This window comes from Acidovorax sp. Leaf78, from assembly GCF_001422735.1.
Taxonomy (GTDB): domain Bacteria; phylum Pseudomonadota; class Gammaproteobacteria; order Burkholderiales; family Burkholderiaceae_C; genus Acidovorax.
In genome coordinates this window covers 521,903-540,066 of the sequence record NZ_LMLZ01000020.1, presented here as the reverse complement: position 1 = coordinate 540,066, position 18,164 = coordinate 521,903, and the positions used below count along the sequence as shown (strand labels likewise).

The window sequence follows — 18,164 nt, the reverse complement described above, 5'->3', positions numbered from 1 at the left end:
GCGATCCACCGATTCTGCGCTGCGGTCTTGCCGTTGGCGGTCAGCTCCGGTTTGTTGTTGATGGCGGCATTGGGGTCGTCGTTTTTGACCCACCGGGCGTGCCGCAGATGCCCGATGCTGCCCTGGCTGGGGTGGTAGTAGATGTTGTCGTGCATCCACTTTTGGGGATTAAAGCATGCATTCTATTATTTTATCATTATTTATTTAAGGAAATATATCTCCCATAATACATAAAAATATCGATTGTTGCAAATATAATAATCACGTTTGCCAGGTCGGAATGCGCGAAAAAAATAAAATATGTCAATACGACAATTAAAACAAAAACAATTCCAAGATAAAATCTAGTCAAAATTAATTTTCGAGAATTTTCATTTACCACTTTCAGCTTAATAAAGTAATCCACCATCTCAATAATTATTGAAACAACAAAAAACAATAAAAACAATTTAAAAGTGTCATTCATTTGCACACCGCATCAGAAGTAAAAACACCCAAATTCCAACCAAAAAATCTCACAACATTACTATTGAGAATAAGCTGTTTTAAAAATGTGACGACTCCAAGAGCCACTAGGTCAGCCAGCAGAAAAGTGGCCGACTGACCCAATATTGAACTCAAAGCCAAACTAAGTCCTTTAGCGCACCAAAAATCACCGATCACTCCCAGCAGAGACAAAGACATAAGAGAAAAAGCCGTGGTCAAAGCTATTCCCATTCCAATAGTTAGCGCACCCACTGCAGCGCCAAGCATTGGCACAGAAAAAAATGCCACAACTGTAAGCCCGAGAAGTATTAGTGCAGTAAAAAGGAGCACGCCCCCATTGCCTTTGCCCTCTATCAAATAAGCCCCAGCGCCCGTTTGGGGGTCGGTGATTACATACCCATAGCCCGTGAACCCGTGTGCACTGATTTGCCGCTCATGCACAGTCACTTCCTTGCCTGCCTGGATGGCAGAGCGGATCTCCTGCCCCACCGTACCACCCACCGGCAGCTTGGGCAAAGCTGTAGCCGCGTTGCTTTGGTTGATCGTGTAGATGCGCTGGCCTTGCGCCTGGGCGATGGCAATCGCTTTGACTGCGGAGATGGCTTGGNATCTCCTGCCCCACCGTACCACCCACCGGCAGCTTGGGCAAAGCTGTAGCCGCGTTGCTTTGGTTGATCGTGTAGATGCGCTGGCCTTGCGCCTGGGCGATGGCAATCGCTTTGACTGCGGAGATGGCTTGGGCGCAGTCCTGCTTCGCAGGGTTCTGCACCTGCCCTTGTTCGTTGTCGTACCGGCATTGCGTTTTGTCCACCCAGAACTGCTCTGGCACCGCGTGTTCCATGGCGCTGCTGTACTGCCCGCGCAGTTTGTTGTACGCCGTACCGGCATTGCGTTTTGTCCACCCAGAACTGCTCTGGCACCGCGTGTTCCATGGCGCTGCTGTACTGCCCGCGCAGTTTGTTGTACGCGATCCACCGGTTCTGCGCTGCCGTCTTGCCATTGGCGGTCAGTTCCGGTTTGTTGTTGATGGCGGCATTGGGATCGTCGTTTTTGACCCACCGGGCGTGCCGCAGATGCCCGATGTCCATGTTCAACCCCTCGAACGTGATGCCCGTGGTGACGACGCCGTACAGCTTGTTGGGCCGTACCTGCGCGTGGAACAGGCCGTAGCTTAGCGCTGGCCGGTCGAACATCTGCGCCTGCGCGCTGGCAATGGCGCCGTGGCTTTGCAGCGCTGCAAAGTAGCCCCACAGCGTGGCCGTGAGCAGGTCGCCGGTGAGTTGGTCGCCCGTCATTCCCTGCAGCATGGCCGCCCTTTGGTTTTCTGGCGCGGCCTGGGCTTGCTGCAGCTTTTGCTGGGTGGCCTCCATCCGGGTCTTGAGCGTTTCCAGTTGCTTTTGGCTGATGCCTTGGATGGATACGCCCAGCGCTGTTTGCTGGCCTGCGATGAGTTGGTCTTGGGTTTCGTCCCAGTCCTGCCTGCCGTAGCGGGTAAAGCTGCCTTGGCCGATCACTTCGGTGCCTGCGCGCATGCCGGGCCCTTGGGCTTGCACCTGACCGTCTACCAGAAGTTGGGGTTTGAGGTGGATGCTGCTCGACAGCCCCTTTGGCAGCAGGCCGGTATCCAGTTGTTGACCCGGGGCTGGGCGGGGGATGATTGCTGCAATGGCGGCTTCGTCGGCTGCGCTGGCTGCGACCCAGGCCAGGGTGATTTTTTTGCCCGCTATCGCCGCCGTGGGGCTTTGCCAGGTCAGCAGGGGGTTGCCTCCCAAGGCAGCTGTGCGTGCGTCTGCATAGATTTCATACTTGAACTGCGCCTGGCTGGATGCCGGCAGGTCGCTGTATGTTTGGCTGCGTGTCTTGATGCTGTAGGGCAAGCTACCTGCCAGATAGGGCAGCTGGTCAATCGTGGCCTGCCTGGTGCCCAGCACGTCGCCCACGGTGCTTTGGCCTGCGTTCTGGCTGTCTATATAGGCTTTAAGGCGCGTCTGGTAGCTGTTTAGTTGGCTTTGCAGCGCGGTGGTGTTGAGGTTTCTCACCCAGCCTTCGGACATGTTGATGTCTGCGCCTTGCTGGGCCGCAGTCAACAGGGCCTGGGCATCCAGCGGCACGGCGTTTGGCAGGTCCATGCCCTGCTTGAAGGTGTATTGCTTGTAGCTCGCGTCCATAGGCACCCAGGTGTCGGGGATGCTTTGGCCTGCCGTATGGCGGGCGCCGCGGCCCGGCTGGTATTGGATGAGGGCTTCCACCCAGGTGTGTTCGATGCGCAGGGTTTTGGTTTGCCCGCCCGAAACCAGCGCTACGTTGGCCACCCCGCCTTGCCCCCATATCTGCTGGGCGGCGTCGACGGTATGGGCACCGCCTACCCAATTGCGCGCTTGGGCAGCAGGTATGTCCACGGTGCCGGTCACGTACCGCGCGGGGATGCCGCTGGCACGCAGCAGGGCCAACAGCAAACTGGCGGTATCGACGGCGTTGCCGGACTTTTTATCCAGTGTGTCTTGCGCGCCTTGTACGCTGCCCTGAGTGGGTACGTAGTAAATGTTGTCGTGCACCCATTGGTAAATTTTGTGCGGGTTGCGGCCCAGGGTTTGCGCCAGGGCCTTGATGGCGTCGGTGTGCGGTGCGTCCAGTGTGGAGGCCAAGTCCGCAGTACCGGGGGCGGTAGCGGCTTTGGTGTTGTGCACTGCGGCTGCCTTGGCGTTGGATTCAACCGGTGTGGGCTCGCGGTCATCAGCCTGCGCAGCCGGCTGAAGAACGGCACGTTCTGCCTGCCAAGGCAGCTTGTCCAGGTTGACGGGCAGGTGGTTTTTGCGGGGAGCCTCCGCATCGACAAACTCCTTGAGCACCTGCAGGGCTGAGGCCTGGTTGATGCCACTGCTTTCTTGCACTGCTTTGAGGCGCTTGATCAATTGTTCATGCTTCTCTGCAAAGGCAGCTTCCTGGGCAAGTTGGCGGTTCAGAACGCTAGCCTCAACACCTGCGGTTTGCCAGGTATTGCGCAAGGCCTGCCATTCCTGCTGGAGCGTCTGGGCTTGGCGATCCAGGGTTTGCGCAGTGGGCAAGCTGGATGCTATGGGGGTGGGCGTGGAGGCGATGCTGGCGGACGCAGATTCGGGATTCAGCACCTGAGTCAATCGCTTCAGGGAGTCGGCATATTGCTCTGATGGCTGGCCGCTTTGCACGCGTTGCTGTGCCGCCCACTGGCTGCGCTGCGCTATTTGTGCGTGCACCAGTGGCAACCCTACGGTATTGAGCACGGAGGCCACGAACAGCCACACCACCGTGCGCTTGAACCAGCCCACCGAATGGTTCAGCCCACTGGGCAAGGCAAGGTGATGACTGCGGGCGCGTTCGATTGCCGGAGCCTGCGATGGGCGCATGGGGTCGTTCTCTCTTGAATAGGGGGTGATGGCACTGGCAGGTACCAGGCAAAGGCCGGTGGCGGCAGCGGGGGTTTTCTGCGGCGCCTTCATGGCACAGACCTTCCGTGTTGCGCCAAGCTGGGCTGGCGCGCGTTGGCACGCAATCGATATGTCGCAACAAATACCAGCAATACGCTGATGAGCCACAGGAACCACGGATCGTTGACGGGAACAGGGGTAGCCATACCTGGCGCCCCTGGGCCGGCGGGTGCTCCAGGTGCACCAGGAGCCCCGGGTGCTAGCGCAGGATTGGCCCGCACCACATAGTTAGCGGTGGCCGTTGCCAAACTCACATCCATGTCGTAGGCCTTGGGCAGATTCGCAGGCAGCACGATTGCCGACTTGAGATTGTTCCCGCTACCAATCAGAACGGCTTCTACCGTGTAGGTCCCCTCCATCGCAGTTTGGAGTGCTTGCTGGGTGTCGTTAGACCAAAGCCCGCCGGCCTGCAGTTGACCCAGCACATGGGTGTAGGTGTAAACAACGGCATTGCTGGGGTTGCGCACGGTGATGCGAACCCGGGCGTTGTCGACGGGCGCATTGACCGTCAGGTTGCGGGCAAGGTTGCTAATGCGAACACGGTCATTGGGCGCGTACTCGGCTTTGTCAACGGCCACAGTCAGCGCAGCTTTGCCGGCACCTTGCACGACATCTGCCTTGATGGAAAACAAGGCGCTGCCAATGTCCACCACTTCGCCCTTCGTGTTCAGCAGCGTTGCGATGAGCGTGTAGGCGCCAGCGGGGTAGCGCGCTGTGCTCCAGACTTTCGTGTAGGGCACCGAGGCACCTGCAGCCACGTCACCCATATCGTGTTCGGCAAATTGCGCTACTTCTATGCCGGTAGCGTCAGTGATGCGCAATGCCAATGTGAAGGCGGTTGGCGCCATGCCAAGATTGAGCACAGAGGCTCTCAATTGAACCGCCGTATCCGCGGGGTAAGAGGGCTTGTCGGTGCTGACGCTGACGCTGCCACGGATGTTGGCGGGCGAGGCACCGGCAGAATATTTGGCACCGATGATGGTGAGGTAGCTGTCGAAGTAACTGAAGCCAGCAATGGTGGCCAGAAACGGCTTGGCTGCCTTGATACGCCCTGGGCCGGTCGGTATAGGAACTTGGCCGACGCTATAGCCACTGGCGCCCACAGGGGCGAAGGCAGACACATTGACAGCCACCCCATTGAGTTGGAGGCTGTTCAATGCCGTGGTGGGAACCGCGATGTTCAGGTAATTTTCCTTGAACGGCGAGAGGTTGGTAGGTGCCGTGAACACGTATTCGGATAGGGTCTGGTCTATTCCCCCCACATAAGTGAGGGCCGGGTCTCCAAGGGTCGAACTGGTGGTGGCCGAAGATCCTTTGAGGAACTGTCCCACCAACACTGGCGCAGAGGCGACGAGATGGAAGCTTTGCGCGTTTGTAAGCTGATGAAACTCCCCCGGATTGAGGGTTGCCACCAAGGCACCATCCACACTCACTTGCGTTGCAGGGGTGTTGGCCACAATGCGGACCAGATTGCCCACGGTCCCGGTATTGGCTGTTTTTGGCACTACATATTCGCTGGACCAGTGCTTCACGGGTGGCAATTGGGTGAACAGGTGATCGCAAGCAGTCGCATAAACCGTCACGTTGGAGCATTGTGTTCCCGCAAACACAGCCAGCGGTTTGTTGGCTTGTATATGGGTGCCTGTGATCTCATTGAAGGTGGTATAGATAACCGATTGGCCCTTTTGCAGCTTCACGTCAAATGGCTGCTTGGCTCGCTGTCCCGTCGCCAAGTCGCTGACGGGCGTGATGGTGGCAACGGTGCCGTCCTCCACCGCCGTGATTGAAAACTGGATATCACCGAACGAGTGATACCAATCGACTATGCGGTATTCCGACCCCAAAGCCGTGGTGTCCAGCAGGTAGGACATATCTGTGCTGTACATTTCACGGTTCAAGAAATATGCGCTCACACCTTTGTTCGCGTACACCAGCAGAGCCTTGTCCACGACCTTGCCTGGCTCATTCAAAAACCGGTCGCTGGGAACCATTAGTTCAACCACGCCCGTTGCATCGACAACAAAACTGTAGTTGATGGCTCCATCGTTGCTGACAACCTGCCCAGTAGTGCCTTGCTCGCCGAAGATGAACATGTAGCCTATGGCTGCATTGGATAGGTTCGGATGCCCCACGGCCACGGTCTGCAGCGTACTGTTGGCATCCAGGCCAAAGTCAGGCTGCAGCGGCAGGTTGGTGGCGGTGCTCGAAGCAATATCAAAACCGCTGCTGGTGCCTTGGTATCCGGACAAGGTTGCAGAAATGTTCCAACGGCCTGGAGTGATGTTGACAAACTCGTAGCTGCCATCAGCACCGGATGTCGTCTCCAACAGGTTGGCACCCGCCAAAACCACTTTAGCCCCTGCCACCGGACGCTGACTTTGCGCGTTTAGAACCACACCGTGAATGCGGTTGGGGCCCTGTGCTCTGGAGACTAGTTCCACGGGCAGCTCATAACGTGTGCCGACGGCCAGATTCACCGAAAAAGCCACGCTGTCATACCCTTGCGCAGACACTTGGACTTGGGTGGCCCCAGCATTAAGACCGGAGATTTCTGAGACCCCCTGTGCATTGGTCTGCGCTACATGCGGATTGCTGCCTGAAAGGGTGACCGTAGCTGCAGCAATGGGCTGGTGAGTTGCTTTGTCGGTCACACTGGCCCAGATGGAAATAGGCTGCTGCGAGTTGATGCTGGGATACAGCGGCAAGTCAAACTGGTGCGTACCGTCTTTCACGAGCGTGATGGTTTGCTCAAAACGTTGATAGCCCGCCTTCTCCATCGAAATGGTGCGTGAACCGGCAATGTCCGGCACACCTGCAATGGTGTAGCGCCCGGCGGCATCTGTAATGGCGGTGCGGCCTGTGCCATCCACCGCTACCGTAACGCCTGGTAAAGGCAGCCGAGTGGAGGCATCCGAAACAACGCCTTGCAATACCGTCTGGCCTGGAATGGCGCTTTGCGGGGTCAACGTGACGGGCAATGTGATGGTCTGATTGCCCTGTACTTTCATGGTGATGATGCGGACCTCGAAGCCGCTGGCAGTCACGGCAACGGTGTTGTCTCCGGCTACGATGCCGACGTCAAAGGTTGTTTCGCCTTTGGCATTGGTATTGCGGATCAGCCCATTGAGCGACACGCTGGCCATGCCAATCCCTGCGCCTGTCACCTGGTTGCGGACAACCACCTTGAGCATGCCTTGCGCGGCGCTGCGGCGGAAAACAGGATCCAACCGGACTTGCTGCCCTGCCAAGGCACTGAAACTGACCTCGACGGCTTCATATGACAAGTAGCTCGCCTTGAGATCCATAGCGCCTGCTGGAAGCCCCTCCAGGGCGTACTCGCCATTCGCGTTGGTTTGCGTGCTCCATTTGCCCACCGAAACCGTGGCGTTGGCCGCAGGCTGGTAGCTCACCCCGTCGGCGGTGAATTTGGCAACACCCGAAACGTTGACGGTGCTGGCACTACTGGGAGTAAGAGTCTTAAGGCGGACCACGCCCAAGTCCAACTGCTGACCTTTGAGCAGCCCAAGATCTGCAGACAGCGAGAGGTAGCCAGAAGCATCGATGGTGAGTCTGTGGGTACCCGGGTCCAACTGCAAGAATTCGAAACGCCCCTGTGCATCAGTGACAACAGCTAGACTGCCAGGCGACAAACGAACCTGTGCGCCCGCCAATGGAAGGCCAGTATCGCTATTGACCAAAACGCCTTTCACACTGGTCAAATCGGGATCAGTGACAGGCTGGCGAGCCATAGAGGAGGCTCGCAAAGCCAAGGCCGTGGTGTAAGGGTCTGCGTCCCAGCTTCCGTCAGGGCGCTGTGCTGCTCGCAATCCATCAACGGCGACTTGCACAGTGGCAGCGTTGGTTAGCCCTGGAAGCACGGCGGCCAATGCATGCGCATTGCGTACAGAGTTACCCCAAGTGAGCATGCTATTACGTTCGCTCAGCAACCAAGAACGCGCTTTACTGAGCGCCGATGCGACGACGGCGGTCTGTCGATAGGGTTGAAGTGCTTGGATGGCAAGTGCAGTGGGAATGAGATCATCGCTATCGGCCGACAAGTTCCATGAGCCGTCGAGTTGCTGCGCATCCAAGAGCCAGGCCACAGCCTGCCCCGCAGGACCTGTATTGGCACCGGCAGAAGCATTCAGTGCTGATAACGCCCATGCCGTGTCTTGCACGTTGCTGGCATAACCTTGCACCGCACCAAACCCGCCGTCGGCATTTTGTTGCAGTAACAATGCGTTGAGGTAGGTAGTAGAGTTGATGGACAATAGCAGCTCGGTCAAGGCTTTTCTCGCCGTTATCTCGACCGCATCACCACCAGCGGATTGAACAGCGTTCAGCAATTGCGGAGAAATAGTGCCAACAAAGGCTTTGAGTGTTGTTGCGGTCTCAGCACGGCTTTGCAAGGGCAACGCTACAGAGGCCCCTTCTTGAGCGAGACTGCCATTGACTTGGACTTGCGCCTGTAGCCACGACACACCAGCTGCATCGCTAGCCCATACGGAGCAAGAAAACAAAAACACAAAAGCACAGCACAGCCACCGCGAAAACACAGCGGCTGTACGGCTGACAGCCGCGAAGCACATGGAAACCCTCTCTCAATTTAGCAAAGCATCGTGCGCAACAACATTGAAACCTAGCTTGATCTATTGCTATTTATTGGCTTCGCGCGGACGGTGACCGATGCCCGGTTCATCAGACAAAATCGTCCAGATTTTATTTATGGAGCAATTTCCATTTGTGTGCAAATGTGACTTTTGACAAAAATTACATCAATTATTTGGAAAATAATTGGCAAATCAAAATTAAATATAAAATTAACCCACAAAACAACATAAGCCTCTAAATTGTACTAATCAAAAAATCAATAATTTCAAGCAGGCCAACTGCATTAGTAACAAGTAAGCAATGAACAACTCTCCAACAATGGCTTGCGGCATGTAAGAGCAAGAGAGCGAAGACCAGCCTCGCGATTACGCCAAGCACCCACGTACTCTTTTCGGAGCCATCAAGGCCGAAACATAGATGCTGGTCAATTGGAAAAAGACTCATCGTGCGAGATGCATGTGGTGGGCAAGATGAAGAAGTCGTTGCTCAACCAGCACGCCAAGGAGACGGAGGCGCTGGCCGTGCCGTTGCAGTTCTACCGGGCACGGCTGCCTGGGAAGGCGCTCTCAAAATGAGAGCTTCTGGCGCTTTACCAGAAAGCGCTGGAGGCATTTTTCACTTCAAATCTGCAGGCTGGGGTGCGCCTGCATTCTGCGCATAAGCTCATAGCCAACGATTCGACCCATGCGCACCGCCCCGGTGCAAGAATGGCCGCTGCCGCCCGCGCGCACCCCTGCCGCAGGCGCCCGTGTCAGCGTTTTCATTCCATCCAACGGGAGACCCCTCCGCATGAAGATCGAAACCCTTGCCGTCCACGCAGGCTACTCGCCCGACCCCACCACCAAGGCCGTGGCCGTGCCCATCTACCAGACGGTGGCCTACGCCTTCGACAGCGCGCAGCACGGCGCGGACCTGTTCGATCTGAAAGTGCCGGGCAACATCTACACCCGCATCATGAACCCGACGACCGACGTGCTGGAAAAGCGCGTCGCGGCGCTCGAAGGCGGCATCGCGGCGCTGGCCGTGGCCTCGGGCATGGCGGCCATCACCTACGCGATCCAGACCATTGCCGAGGCGGGCGACAACATCGTGTCGGCCAGCACGCTCTACGGCGGCACCTACAACCTGTTTGCGCACACGCTGCCCCTGCAGGGCATCACCACGCGCTTTGCCGACCCGCGCGACCCGGCCAGCTTTGCGCAGCACATCGACGCACGCACCAAGGCGATCTTCATCGAGTCCATCGGCAACCCGCTGGGCAACGTGACCGACATCCGCGCGCTGGCCGATGTGGCCCATGCGCACGGCATTCCGCTGATCGTGGACAACACGGTGCCCAGCCCCTACCTGCTGCGCCCCATCGAGCATGGCGCCGACATCGTGGTGCACTCGCTCACCAAGTACCTGGGCGGCCACGGCAACAGCGTGGGCGGCGCCATCGTGGACAGCGGCAAGTTCCCATGGGCCGAACACAAGGCGCGCTTTCCGCGCCTGAACGAGCCCGACGTGAGCTACCACGGCGTGGTCTACACCGAGGCGCTGGGCCCCGCCGCCTTCATCGGCCGCGCGCGCGTGGTGCCGCTGCGCAATACCGGCGCGGCGCTGGCACCGCTCAATGCCTTCTTGATCCTGCAAGGCATCGAGACCCTGGCCCTGCGCATGGACCGCATCTGCGACAACACGCTGGCGCTGGCGAAGTACCTGCAAAGCCACCCCAAGGTGGAATGGGTGCGCTACGCGGGCCTGCCGGACCACCCGGACCACGCACTGGTGCAGCGGCAATCCGGCGGCAAGGCATCCGGCATCCTGAGCTTCGGGCTCAAGAGCGCCGATGCCGACCCACGGGCGGCAGGTGCGCGCTTTCTGGATGCGCTGCAACTCTTCACCCGCCTGGTGAACATCGGCGACGCGAAATCGTTGGCCACGCATCCTGCATCGACCACGCACCGCCAGCTCAACCCCGAAGAGCTGGCCAAGGCAGGCGTGAGCGAAAGCATGGTGCGCCTGTCGGTGGGCATCGAGCACATCGACGACCTGCAGGCGGACCTGGTGCAGGCACTCGACGCCGTCTGACCGTTCGACCGTTCGACCGCAGCGGATGCCAGTTGCGGGATACTGGCGGGATGGCCCCGCAGATCGCGGGGCGCCCTGACCCTCCATCGCCATGTTCCGCCTATCTACTCTTGCACCGCTCACCCTCGGCCTGCTGACTCTGGCCGGCTGCAGTTCCTCACTGTTCACCCCGCCCCGCGGAGCGGATGTGACCGAATCCCACGTCACCAGTTTCCGCCAGAAGGAGGACGAGCAACTGCTGCGGCAGCAGGTGTCGCCGCCGCTGGATACGCCTTTGACGCTGCTGGAGGCGCCGCTGCCGCGCTACCCGTCTTTCCTGCTGAACGACACCTCGCAAAAAGCGCGCGGCGACGTGACGGTGTCGTTCGAGGTCATGCCCAGCGGGCTGGTCGGTACCACGCGCGTAGTGTCGGGAACGGGCGAAGATGCTCTGCACAAGCCGGCGATCGATGCGGTGCGTCGCTGGAAGTTTGCGCCGCTGGTGCGCAACGGCGAGCCCGCCCGGCTGGTGCTGCAGCACACCTTCCGCATGGAACCCTGAGCGGGCCAGATGCCCCGGTAAAGCGACTCAAGCGTCACGCGCCAAGCGCAGCCCCGTGTACTGCCAACGCGCCGTGGCCGGGAAGAAGTTGCGGTAGGTGCTGCGCGCATGCCCGGCAGGTGTGGCGCACGAGCTGCCGCGCAGCACGTACTGATTGACCATGAACTTGCCGTTGTACTCGCCCACCGCGCCTTCGGCGGTGCGAAAGCCCGGGTACGCGGCGTAGCTCGATTGCGTCCATTGCCAGGCGCTGCCGAACAGTTGTTCCAGCGCTTGGCCATCGTGGCCTTCATCATCATGCCCGTCAGCCGCTACGGCTTGCGCAGCATGCTCCCACTCGGCTTCGGTGGGCAGGCGCGCGCCCACCCAGCGGGCGTAGGCATCGGCCTCGTAATACGACAGGTGCACCACCGGTAAGTCACCCCGCAGCGGCTGCAGTCCTTCCAGGGTGAACACATGCCAGACGCCACTGTCCAACTGCTGCCAGTACAGGGGGTGGTCAAGCCCCTGGGCCACGCGCCAATCCCAGCCTTCGGCCAGCCAGTGGGCGGGGTTGTCGTAGCCGCCGCCTTCGACAAAGGCCAGCCATTCCGCGTTGGTCACCAGCCGCGAGGCCAGCGCGTACGGCGCGAGATAAGTGCGGTGGCGCGGGCTTTCGTTGTCGAAGGCAAAACCGTCGCACCGGTGGCCGATGTCCACCAGCCCGCCGTCAAGCGTCAGCCACCCGAAGGGCTCGGTGGCAGGCACCAGGGCCAGGTCGCCCGCCGAATCGGCAGCGGTGCCGTACGCCGGCCATGTGGAATTGCACGACAGCAGGTGCTTGACGTCCGTTACCAGGAGCTCCTGGTGCTGCTGCTCGTGCTGCAGGCCCAGCTCGATCAACGAGCACAGCGCAGCGTCGTTCAGCACGGTGGGCAACAGGCGCGCCATGCGCTGGTCCACGTTGGCACGATAGGCCCGCACGGCATCGAGTGACGGCCGGGTGAGCAGGCCGCGCTGTGCACGCGGGTGCTTGGCGCCCACGCCGTTGTAGTAGGAATTGAAGAGCACGCGGAACGCGGGATCGAACGGTGCGAAGCCTGGCTCGTTCGGTTCCAGCACGAAGGTTTCAAAGAACCAAGTGGTGTGCGCCAGGTGCCACTTGGCCGGGCTGGCGTCGGGCATGGACTGCGCGCCGCAGTCTTCGGCCGACAGGGGCGCCACCAGAGCCACGGAGTGGTCCCGCACGGCGGCGTAGCGCGAGAGCAGCGCGGTCAACGGGGGGCACACATCCATGTTGGTCATAGTGAGTAAATCCTCAAGGGCGCGCATGCACCACGGCAAACCAGCCGCGGTCATCCGTCCAGGCCTGGGCCTGGGAGAACCCGGCGCGCGCCAGCATGTCGGTAAAAACGGGTAGGGGGTATTTGTAGCTGTTTTCGGTGTGGATGCGCTCGCCCTGGTCAAACCGGCGGGCACCGCCGGGCCAGCGCACTTGCGCGTCGGCCAGGGCTTCCAGGTGCATCTCGATGCGCGACTCTTCCTGGTTGAAGAACGCGCGGTGCTGCCACTGCTGCACGTCGAAGTCGCTGCCAATCAGGCGGTTCACATGCGTGAGCACGTTGCGGTTGAACGCGGCCGTGACGCCTGCTGCGTCGTCGTATGCGGCTTCGAGCACCTGCACGTCCTTGGGCAGGTCGATGCCGATGAGCAGGCCACCATCGTCGTCAATCAGCTCGCGCATGTGGGCCAGCAGCTCCAGGGCGTGCGGCGGATCGAAGTTGCCGATGGACGAGCCCGGGTAGAACACCAGCCGCCCCTTGCGCGGAATGTCTGCGGGCAGCACCACGCCCCGGGTCATGTCGCCGCCCACGGCGCGCGCATCCAGCCCCGGAAAGTCATCGCGCAGGCCCTGCACCGCGGCCTGCAGAAAGTCGGCCGATATGTCCACGCCCACAAAACAGGCCGGCTGCACCAGGCGGCACAGCGCGCGCGCCTTCTGGCAGTTGCCCGCGCCCAGCTCGATCAGCGTACGGCCCGGGCCCACGGCCCGGCCAATGCTGTCTGCGTGCTGCTGCATGAGCGCGGTTTCGGTGCGAGTGGGGTAGTACTCGGGCAACCGTGTGATCTCTTCGAAGAGCTCTGAGCCGTGCTGGTCGTAGAAGTACTTGGGGGAGATGCTGGCAGGGCGCTGGTTCAGACCGCGCGCAATGTCATCGGTAGCGTCATCGGAGGGGCTGGGCAAAGGCATGGATCTTGAAGCGTCTCGCGCGGCATGGCTTGCCACTGCTGGTGAAAGAGCGGAACCGCCGTAGAGCCTACAGGCTCCGAGCCGACCATCCCGCACGCAGGCTGGACCGTGAAAGGCAATATAACCCCACGACCGCCGGGACATTCTGCGGCGGCGGGATGATGCTGCGTGTAGGTCATTTCCCCGTTGCCTGCGGCGCAAAGGGCGCCCTCGCAGCCCTCACCGGCCTGCACGACACTGCGGCACTTTTTGCGCGTCGGGCGGCTCCTACCGCCGTGCGACCCACACGGAGCCGATCACTACCCGCAGCCGCCCCAGGCAGGAGCCCACGATGCCCGACATTGCCACTCCGAGTCTTTCGCCACTGCACCCTGCCTCCACCGCCCCCATCGCCACCACACGCCGCCAGTGGCTGCAGCAGGGCCTGCGGGGTGCTGCCCTGGTCGCCGCGCCGGCGCTGGTGCAGCCCGCAGCGGCCCAGGCCCGCACCATGCCCACGCCGCGCCAGACCGAAGGGCCCTACTACCCCGTGGACATCCCGGCCGACAGCGACGGCGACCTGCTGCGCAACGGGATGCTGCGCTATACCCAGGGTGAGGCTGTCTGGGTGGAAGGCCGGGTCACCGACACGCAGGGCGTGCCGCTGTCGGGCGGCACGGTCGAGATCTGGCAGTGCGATGCCGACGGCCACTACCACCACCCGGGCGACGGCGGCAAGGCGGCACCGGCCTTCCAGGGCTTTGGCCGCGTGGTGCTGGGGCGCGACGGGCGCTACCGCTTTCGCACCATACGGCCCGCGCCGTACACCGGCCGCACGCCGCACATCCACTTCAAGGTGCGGCTGCCAGGGCGCGAACTGCTGACCACGCAGATGTACGTGGCGGGCGACGCCGGCAATGCGCGCGACTACCTCTGGAGCCGTCTGGGCGAAAAGGAGCGTGCGGCGCTCACGGTCCGCTTCGCCCCCGCGGCCGACGGCGTGCGGGGAGAATTCCCGATCGTCGTGCAGACCTGATAGGGTCGAACGGCGACGGTGACATCACCAGCCATCGCCCCCACCCTCCATCCCCCCACCCTGCTCCGCATCCGCACCACACGCCCGCATGGATTCCGTCACCCAACTCGTTCTGGGCTCCTCTGTCGCCATCGCCACCCTGGGCCGCCGCACCGCCGTGTGGAAGGCCGCGCTGTGGGGCGGCATTGCCGGCACGCTGCCTGACCTCGATGCCTTCGTCAGCCACGGCGATGCCATCCTGAACATGGTGCTGCACCGCGCGGCAAGCCATGCCCTGTTCTACCTGACGCTGCTGTCGGTGCCGATGGCATGGCTGGTGTCGCGCCTGCACCGCGAAGCGGACCTGTTCACGCGCTGGTGGCTGGCCCTGTGGCTCGCCCTCATCACCCACCCGCTGCTGGACTGGATGACGGTGTACGGCACGCAGCTGCTGCGGCCCTTCACCGACACGCCGTATGCCGTGGGCAGCGTGTTCATCATCGACCCGCTGTACACCGTGCCGCTGCTGCTAGGCGTGGGGTTTGCGCTGAGCATGCGCCAGGGACGCGGCATCGCCTGGGCTCGGGCGGGGTTGGTGCTCAGCACGGCTTACCTGGCCTGGGGCGTGGCCGCGCAGCAGATCGTCACCCGCCAGGTGCTGGCGTCCGCGCCGGTGCCGCATCTCACGCCCGGGCAGTTGCTCGTCACGCCGGCACCTTTCAACACCGTGCTGTGGCGCGCCGTCGCCATGACGCCCACGCACTACTACGAAGGCTACTACTCGCTGCTGGATGGCGGCCGCCCCGTGCGGTGGACCGCCCACGAGCGGGGCGGGCATCTGTACACACGCTACCAAGACAACGCCTTGGTGGACCGCGTGGCCCGATTCAGCCACGGCTTCTTCAAAATGAGTGAAGACGCCGGGGGCGACGTCTTCATCACCGACCTGCGCATGGGCAACGAGCCCACCTACAGCTTTCACTTCAACCTGGGCACACCCGCAGAGATGGCGACAGGCCAACGCGCCGCCACGCTGCAGATGCAGCGCCCGGACCTGGCCACTGCTCTGCCCTGGCTGTGGAAGCGGATGTGGGGTGCCGAGGTGGTGCTTGCCGCGCCAGCGCCACCGCAAGGCCGCAAGCCGTAGCTGCGTAGCTGCGTTGCGGCGGCGTGGAGCCACTGACAAAGGACCGAGGCGCGCGCTGGCGCAGTGGGCTGGACTGCCGGTGCACACCCCATCGGCACCTTGCCCTGCAGCAAAGGCTTGGCATACGCTTGGCACCGCCACTTCCCCATCTTCATCCTTACTACCACCCAAGGACACCCATGCTCGAGCTGCGACCCAACTGCGAATGCTGCAACAAAGATTTGCCGCCCGACTCCACCGACGCCCGCATCTGCACCTTCGAATGCACCTTCTGCCGTGACTGCGCCGGCACGCGTCTCGACCACATCTGCCCCAACTGCGGCGGTGACCTGGTGCAGCGCCCGCGCAGGCCTGCGTCCAAGCTGGCCAAGTACCCGGCATCCACCGAACGCGTGCTCAAGCCGGTGGGCTGCGGACTGTTGGCCTGACACTCGCACGTTGGTGACGCTGGTGGAGATAGCCAGATCGGGACGCACGGTGTGCTGACCATGGCATGCAAGCCAGCCGTCAACCGCCACGCCCGATCAATGCCGGCGCTGCCCAGGCCAGCGCCACCGTGGGCCCGGCGTTGCCGGTCCACAGGAGGTGTCCCCCTCAGGGGCTGAGGCCTGCGGCTCCAAGCCTGCCTGCGCAGGCTTGGACAGGCCGAAGAGGCCGTGCCTCTGGCACTGCCACGCAGGCGCGCAGCGCCTCAGGGGGAGCCCCCTAGAACCTCCAGCCCAGGCCCACGCCCACCAGCACCGGGTCGGCCTTGAAGGTGCCCAGCTTCGCGCCGCCGGCCGACACATCGGTCTTGATGAAGACTTTCTTCACATCGAAGTTGAGGTATAGATTCTTGGCCAGCGGAATGTCCACACCCACCTGCAGCGCGGGGCCGACGCTGTTGCGGTCAATGTCCACGCCCGCGGGCAGGCGCACGCCGGAAAAGCGCGTGTAGTTCACGCCCGCGCCCACATAGGGCTTGAAGCCGGGCGCGTTGAAGTGGTACTGCACCAGCAGCGTGGGCGGCAGGTGCTTGAGCGAGCCGATGGCGGTGCCACCGGCGCTAAGCGTGTGCTTTTGCGGCACGGTCAGGATCAGCTCGGCCGCGATGTTCTGGTTGAAGAAGTAGGTGACGTCGACTTCAGGAATCGTCTTGTCGTTGATGGCAAGGCCCAGGGGCGTGCTGTCCTTGTTGGCGCTGTCCAGGTGCACGGCACGGGCACGGACCATCCAGGGGCCTTCGGCCTGTTGCGCCATGGCAGCGCCAGAGGACAGGACACACAGGGCAACGACAGCCAGCAGGTTCTTTTTCATGTTCAGTTCACATCGGTTGGACGGGGACGACCCCCGTGCATCCATTGAACTGCTGCGGCCGCCCGCCGGTCTTGCCCTATCTCAAGGCCCGCTCACCCGCCCTTAGACATACATCAAGAAAGAACAAAGGCCTGCATCTGCAGGCCTTGCCACACTGCCAGGGGCGGCCCTGCACAGCACTCAATGCGCCGCCGACTTGCCCCGCACGCGCTTGACCAACGTCACCGCGGCCAGCACCAGCCCCCCGGCGATGATGCCGACCACGGCGTTGAGCAGGTTGGGCACCAGGACTGCCCACAGGCCACCCACCGGCCACTGCGCCGCTGCCGCGCCCGTGCCTTCGACCGCGTGGTGCAGCGCCGGCACGCCGTGCACCAGGATGCCGCCGCCCACGAGGAACATGGCCGCCGTGCCGGCGATGGACAGGCCCTTCATCAGCCAGGGCGCTGCACGCAAAATGCCGTTGCCCACGGCCTGCGCCGCGCTGCTGGCCTTGCGGCTGAGCCACAGGCCCAGGTCATCCAGCTTGACGATGCCGGCCACCAAACCGTATACGCCGATGGTCATGATGACGGCGATGCCGGACAGCACGGCCACCTGCTGCGAGAACGGCGCGTTGGCTACCGTGCCCAGCGTGATGGCGATGATTTCTGCCGACAGGATGAAGTCGGTGCGCACGGCGCCCTTGACCTTGTCCTTCTCGAAAGCCACCAGGTCCACCGCCGGGTTGGCGTTGGCCTGGGCGTGGCTTTCGCGTTCGGCCGCGTCTTCATGGGGTGCGTGCAGCAGCTTGTGCGCCACCTTCTCAAACCCCTCGAAGCACAGGAAGGCGCCGCCGATCATCAACAACGGGGTCACGGCCCAGGGCGCAAACGCGCTGATGAGCAGCGCTGCGGGCACCAGGATGACCTTGTTGATCATCGACCCCTTGGCCACTGCCCAGACCACGGGAATCTCGCGCTCGGCCCGCACACCGGTGACCTGCTGGGCGTTGAGCGCCAGGTCGTCCCCCAGCACCCCGGCCGTCTTCTGCGCGGCTACCTTGGTCATGACCGACACGTCGTCGGCCATGGCCGCGCTCTTCTTGGCTGCGACCTTGGTCATCAGCGCCACATCGTCGAGGATGGTGGCGATATCGTCGAGCAGGGCCAGCAAGCTGCCAGAGGCCATGGGGAATCCTTGAAGAAAATGGTTGTGGATGGGGTTGTCCAGCGGGTCGCACGGCGCCGTGGTGCCCGCCCCAACGGCCTCGGGCACGGGCTTGCCGCACCGCCGCTGTGGGCTGCACTATAGCAACGCGGCGTCGGCCAACGCAGCGTCGC

12 protein-coding genes are annotated in these 18,164 nt (G+C 61.9%); 6 read left to right on the top strand and 6 right to left on the bottom strand.

Features of this window, described 5'->3' with window-relative positions:
* Positions 1 to 1,094: 1,094 nt before the first annotated feature.
* A partial coding sequence (locus ASF16_RS13995; protein ID WP_235507373.1) for a transglutaminase family protein occupies positions 1,095 to 3,962 on the bottom strand: 2,868 nt, incomplete at its 3' end.
* The gene (locus ASF16_RS13990; protein ID WP_082516920.1) at positions 3,959 to 8,539 is read right to left on the bottom strand and encodes a carboxypeptidase regulatory-like domain-containing protein; all 4,581 of its coding nucleotides are present in this window, start codon (positions 8,537 to 8,539) and stop codon (positions 3,959 to 3,961) included. The genes ASF16_RS13995 and ASF16_RS13990, both read right to left, overlap by 4 nt.
* A 450-nt stretch (positions 8,540 to 8,989) precedes the next feature.
* Between ASF16_RS13990 and ASF16_RS26185 the strand changes: the two genes are divergently transcribed.
* From ASF16_RS26185 to ASF16_RS13980, 3 genes are all read left to right on the top strand, one after another.
* The gene (locus ASF16_RS26185; protein WP_156372072.1) at positions 8,990 to 9,136 is read left to right on the top strand and encodes a hypothetical protein; all 147 of its coding nucleotides are present in this window, start codon (positions 8,990 to 8,992) and stop codon (positions 9,134 to 9,136) included.
* A 214-nt stretch (positions 9,137 to 9,350) separates the two neighbouring features.
* Positions 9,351 to 10,634, top strand: a complete 1,284-nt coding sequence (locus ASF16_RS13985; protein ID WP_056168057.1) for an O-acetylhomoserine aminocarboxypropyltransferase/cysteine synthase family protein — start codon at positions 9,351 to 9,353, stop codon at positions 10,632 to 10,634.
* A 91-nt stretch (positions 10,635 to 10,725) separates the two neighbouring features.
* Complete coding sequence (locus tag ASF16_RS13980) at positions 10,726 to 11,175, top strand: energy transducer TonB (RefSeq protein WP_082516919.1); 450 nt, start codon at positions 10,726 to 10,728, stop codon at positions 11,173 to 11,175.
* A 27-nt stretch (positions 11,176 to 11,202) separates the two neighbouring features.
* Here the strand turns inward: ASF16_RS13980 and egtB are convergent, their stop codons facing one another.
* A complete protein-coding gene (gene egtB / locus ASF16_RS13975; RefSeq protein WP_056168053.1) occupies positions 11,203 to 12,459 on the bottom strand; it encodes an ergothioneine biosynthesis protein EgtB in 1,257 nt (418 codons plus the stop codon).
* A 13-nt stretch (positions 12,460 to 12,472) separates the two neighbouring features.
* Positions 12,473 to 13,405 (bottom strand): L-histidine N(alpha)-methyltransferase, encoded by a 933-nt coding sequence (gene egtD, locus ASF16_RS13970; RefSeq protein ID WP_056168050.1) that lies wholly within the window; start codon positions 13,403 to 13,405, stop codon positions 12,473 to 12,475.
* Between the two features lie 331 nt (positions 13,406 to 13,736).
* On the opposite strand from egtD, the gene ASF16_RS13965 reads away from it, so the two are divergent.
* From ASF16_RS13965 to ASF16_RS13955, 3 genes are all read left to right on the top strand, one after another.
* On the top strand, positions 13,737 to 14,420 hold the full coding sequence (locus tag ASF16_RS13965; protein ID WP_235507372.1) for a protocatechuate 3,4-dioxygenase: 684 nt from the start codon (positions 13,737 to 13,739) through the stop codon (positions 14,418 to 14,420).
* A gap of 88 nt (positions 14,421 to 14,508) precedes the next feature.
* On the top strand, positions 14,509 to 15,546 hold the full coding sequence (locus ASF16_RS13960) for a metal-dependent hydrolase (protein ID WP_056168049.1): 1,038 nt from the start codon (positions 14,509 to 14,511) through the stop codon (positions 15,544 to 15,546).
* A gap of 179 nt (positions 15,547 to 15,725) precedes the next feature.
* Positions 15,726 to 15,974, top strand: coding sequence for a DUF1272 domain-containing protein (locus ASF16_RS13955; RefSeq protein ID WP_056168046.1), 249 nt, complete (start codon positions 15,726 to 15,728; stop codon positions 15,972 to 15,974).
* Between the two features lie 277 nt (positions 15,975 to 16,251).
* Here ASF16_RS13955 and ASF16_RS13950 read toward each other — a convergent pair whose 3' ends face one another.
* Positions 16,252 to 16,842, bottom strand: a complete 591-nt coding sequence (locus ASF16_RS13950; protein ID WP_056168043.1) for an OmpW family protein — start codon at positions 16,840 to 16,842, stop codon at positions 16,252 to 16,254.
* 180 nt (positions 16,843 to 17,022) lie between these two features.
* Positions 17,023 to 18,012 (bottom strand): DUF808 domain-containing protein, encoded by a 990-nt coding sequence (locus ASF16_RS13945; RefSeq protein WP_056168040.1) that lies wholly within the window; start codon positions 18,010 to 18,012, stop codon positions 17,023 to 17,025.
* Positions 18,013 to 18,164 lie beyond the last annotated feature (152 nt).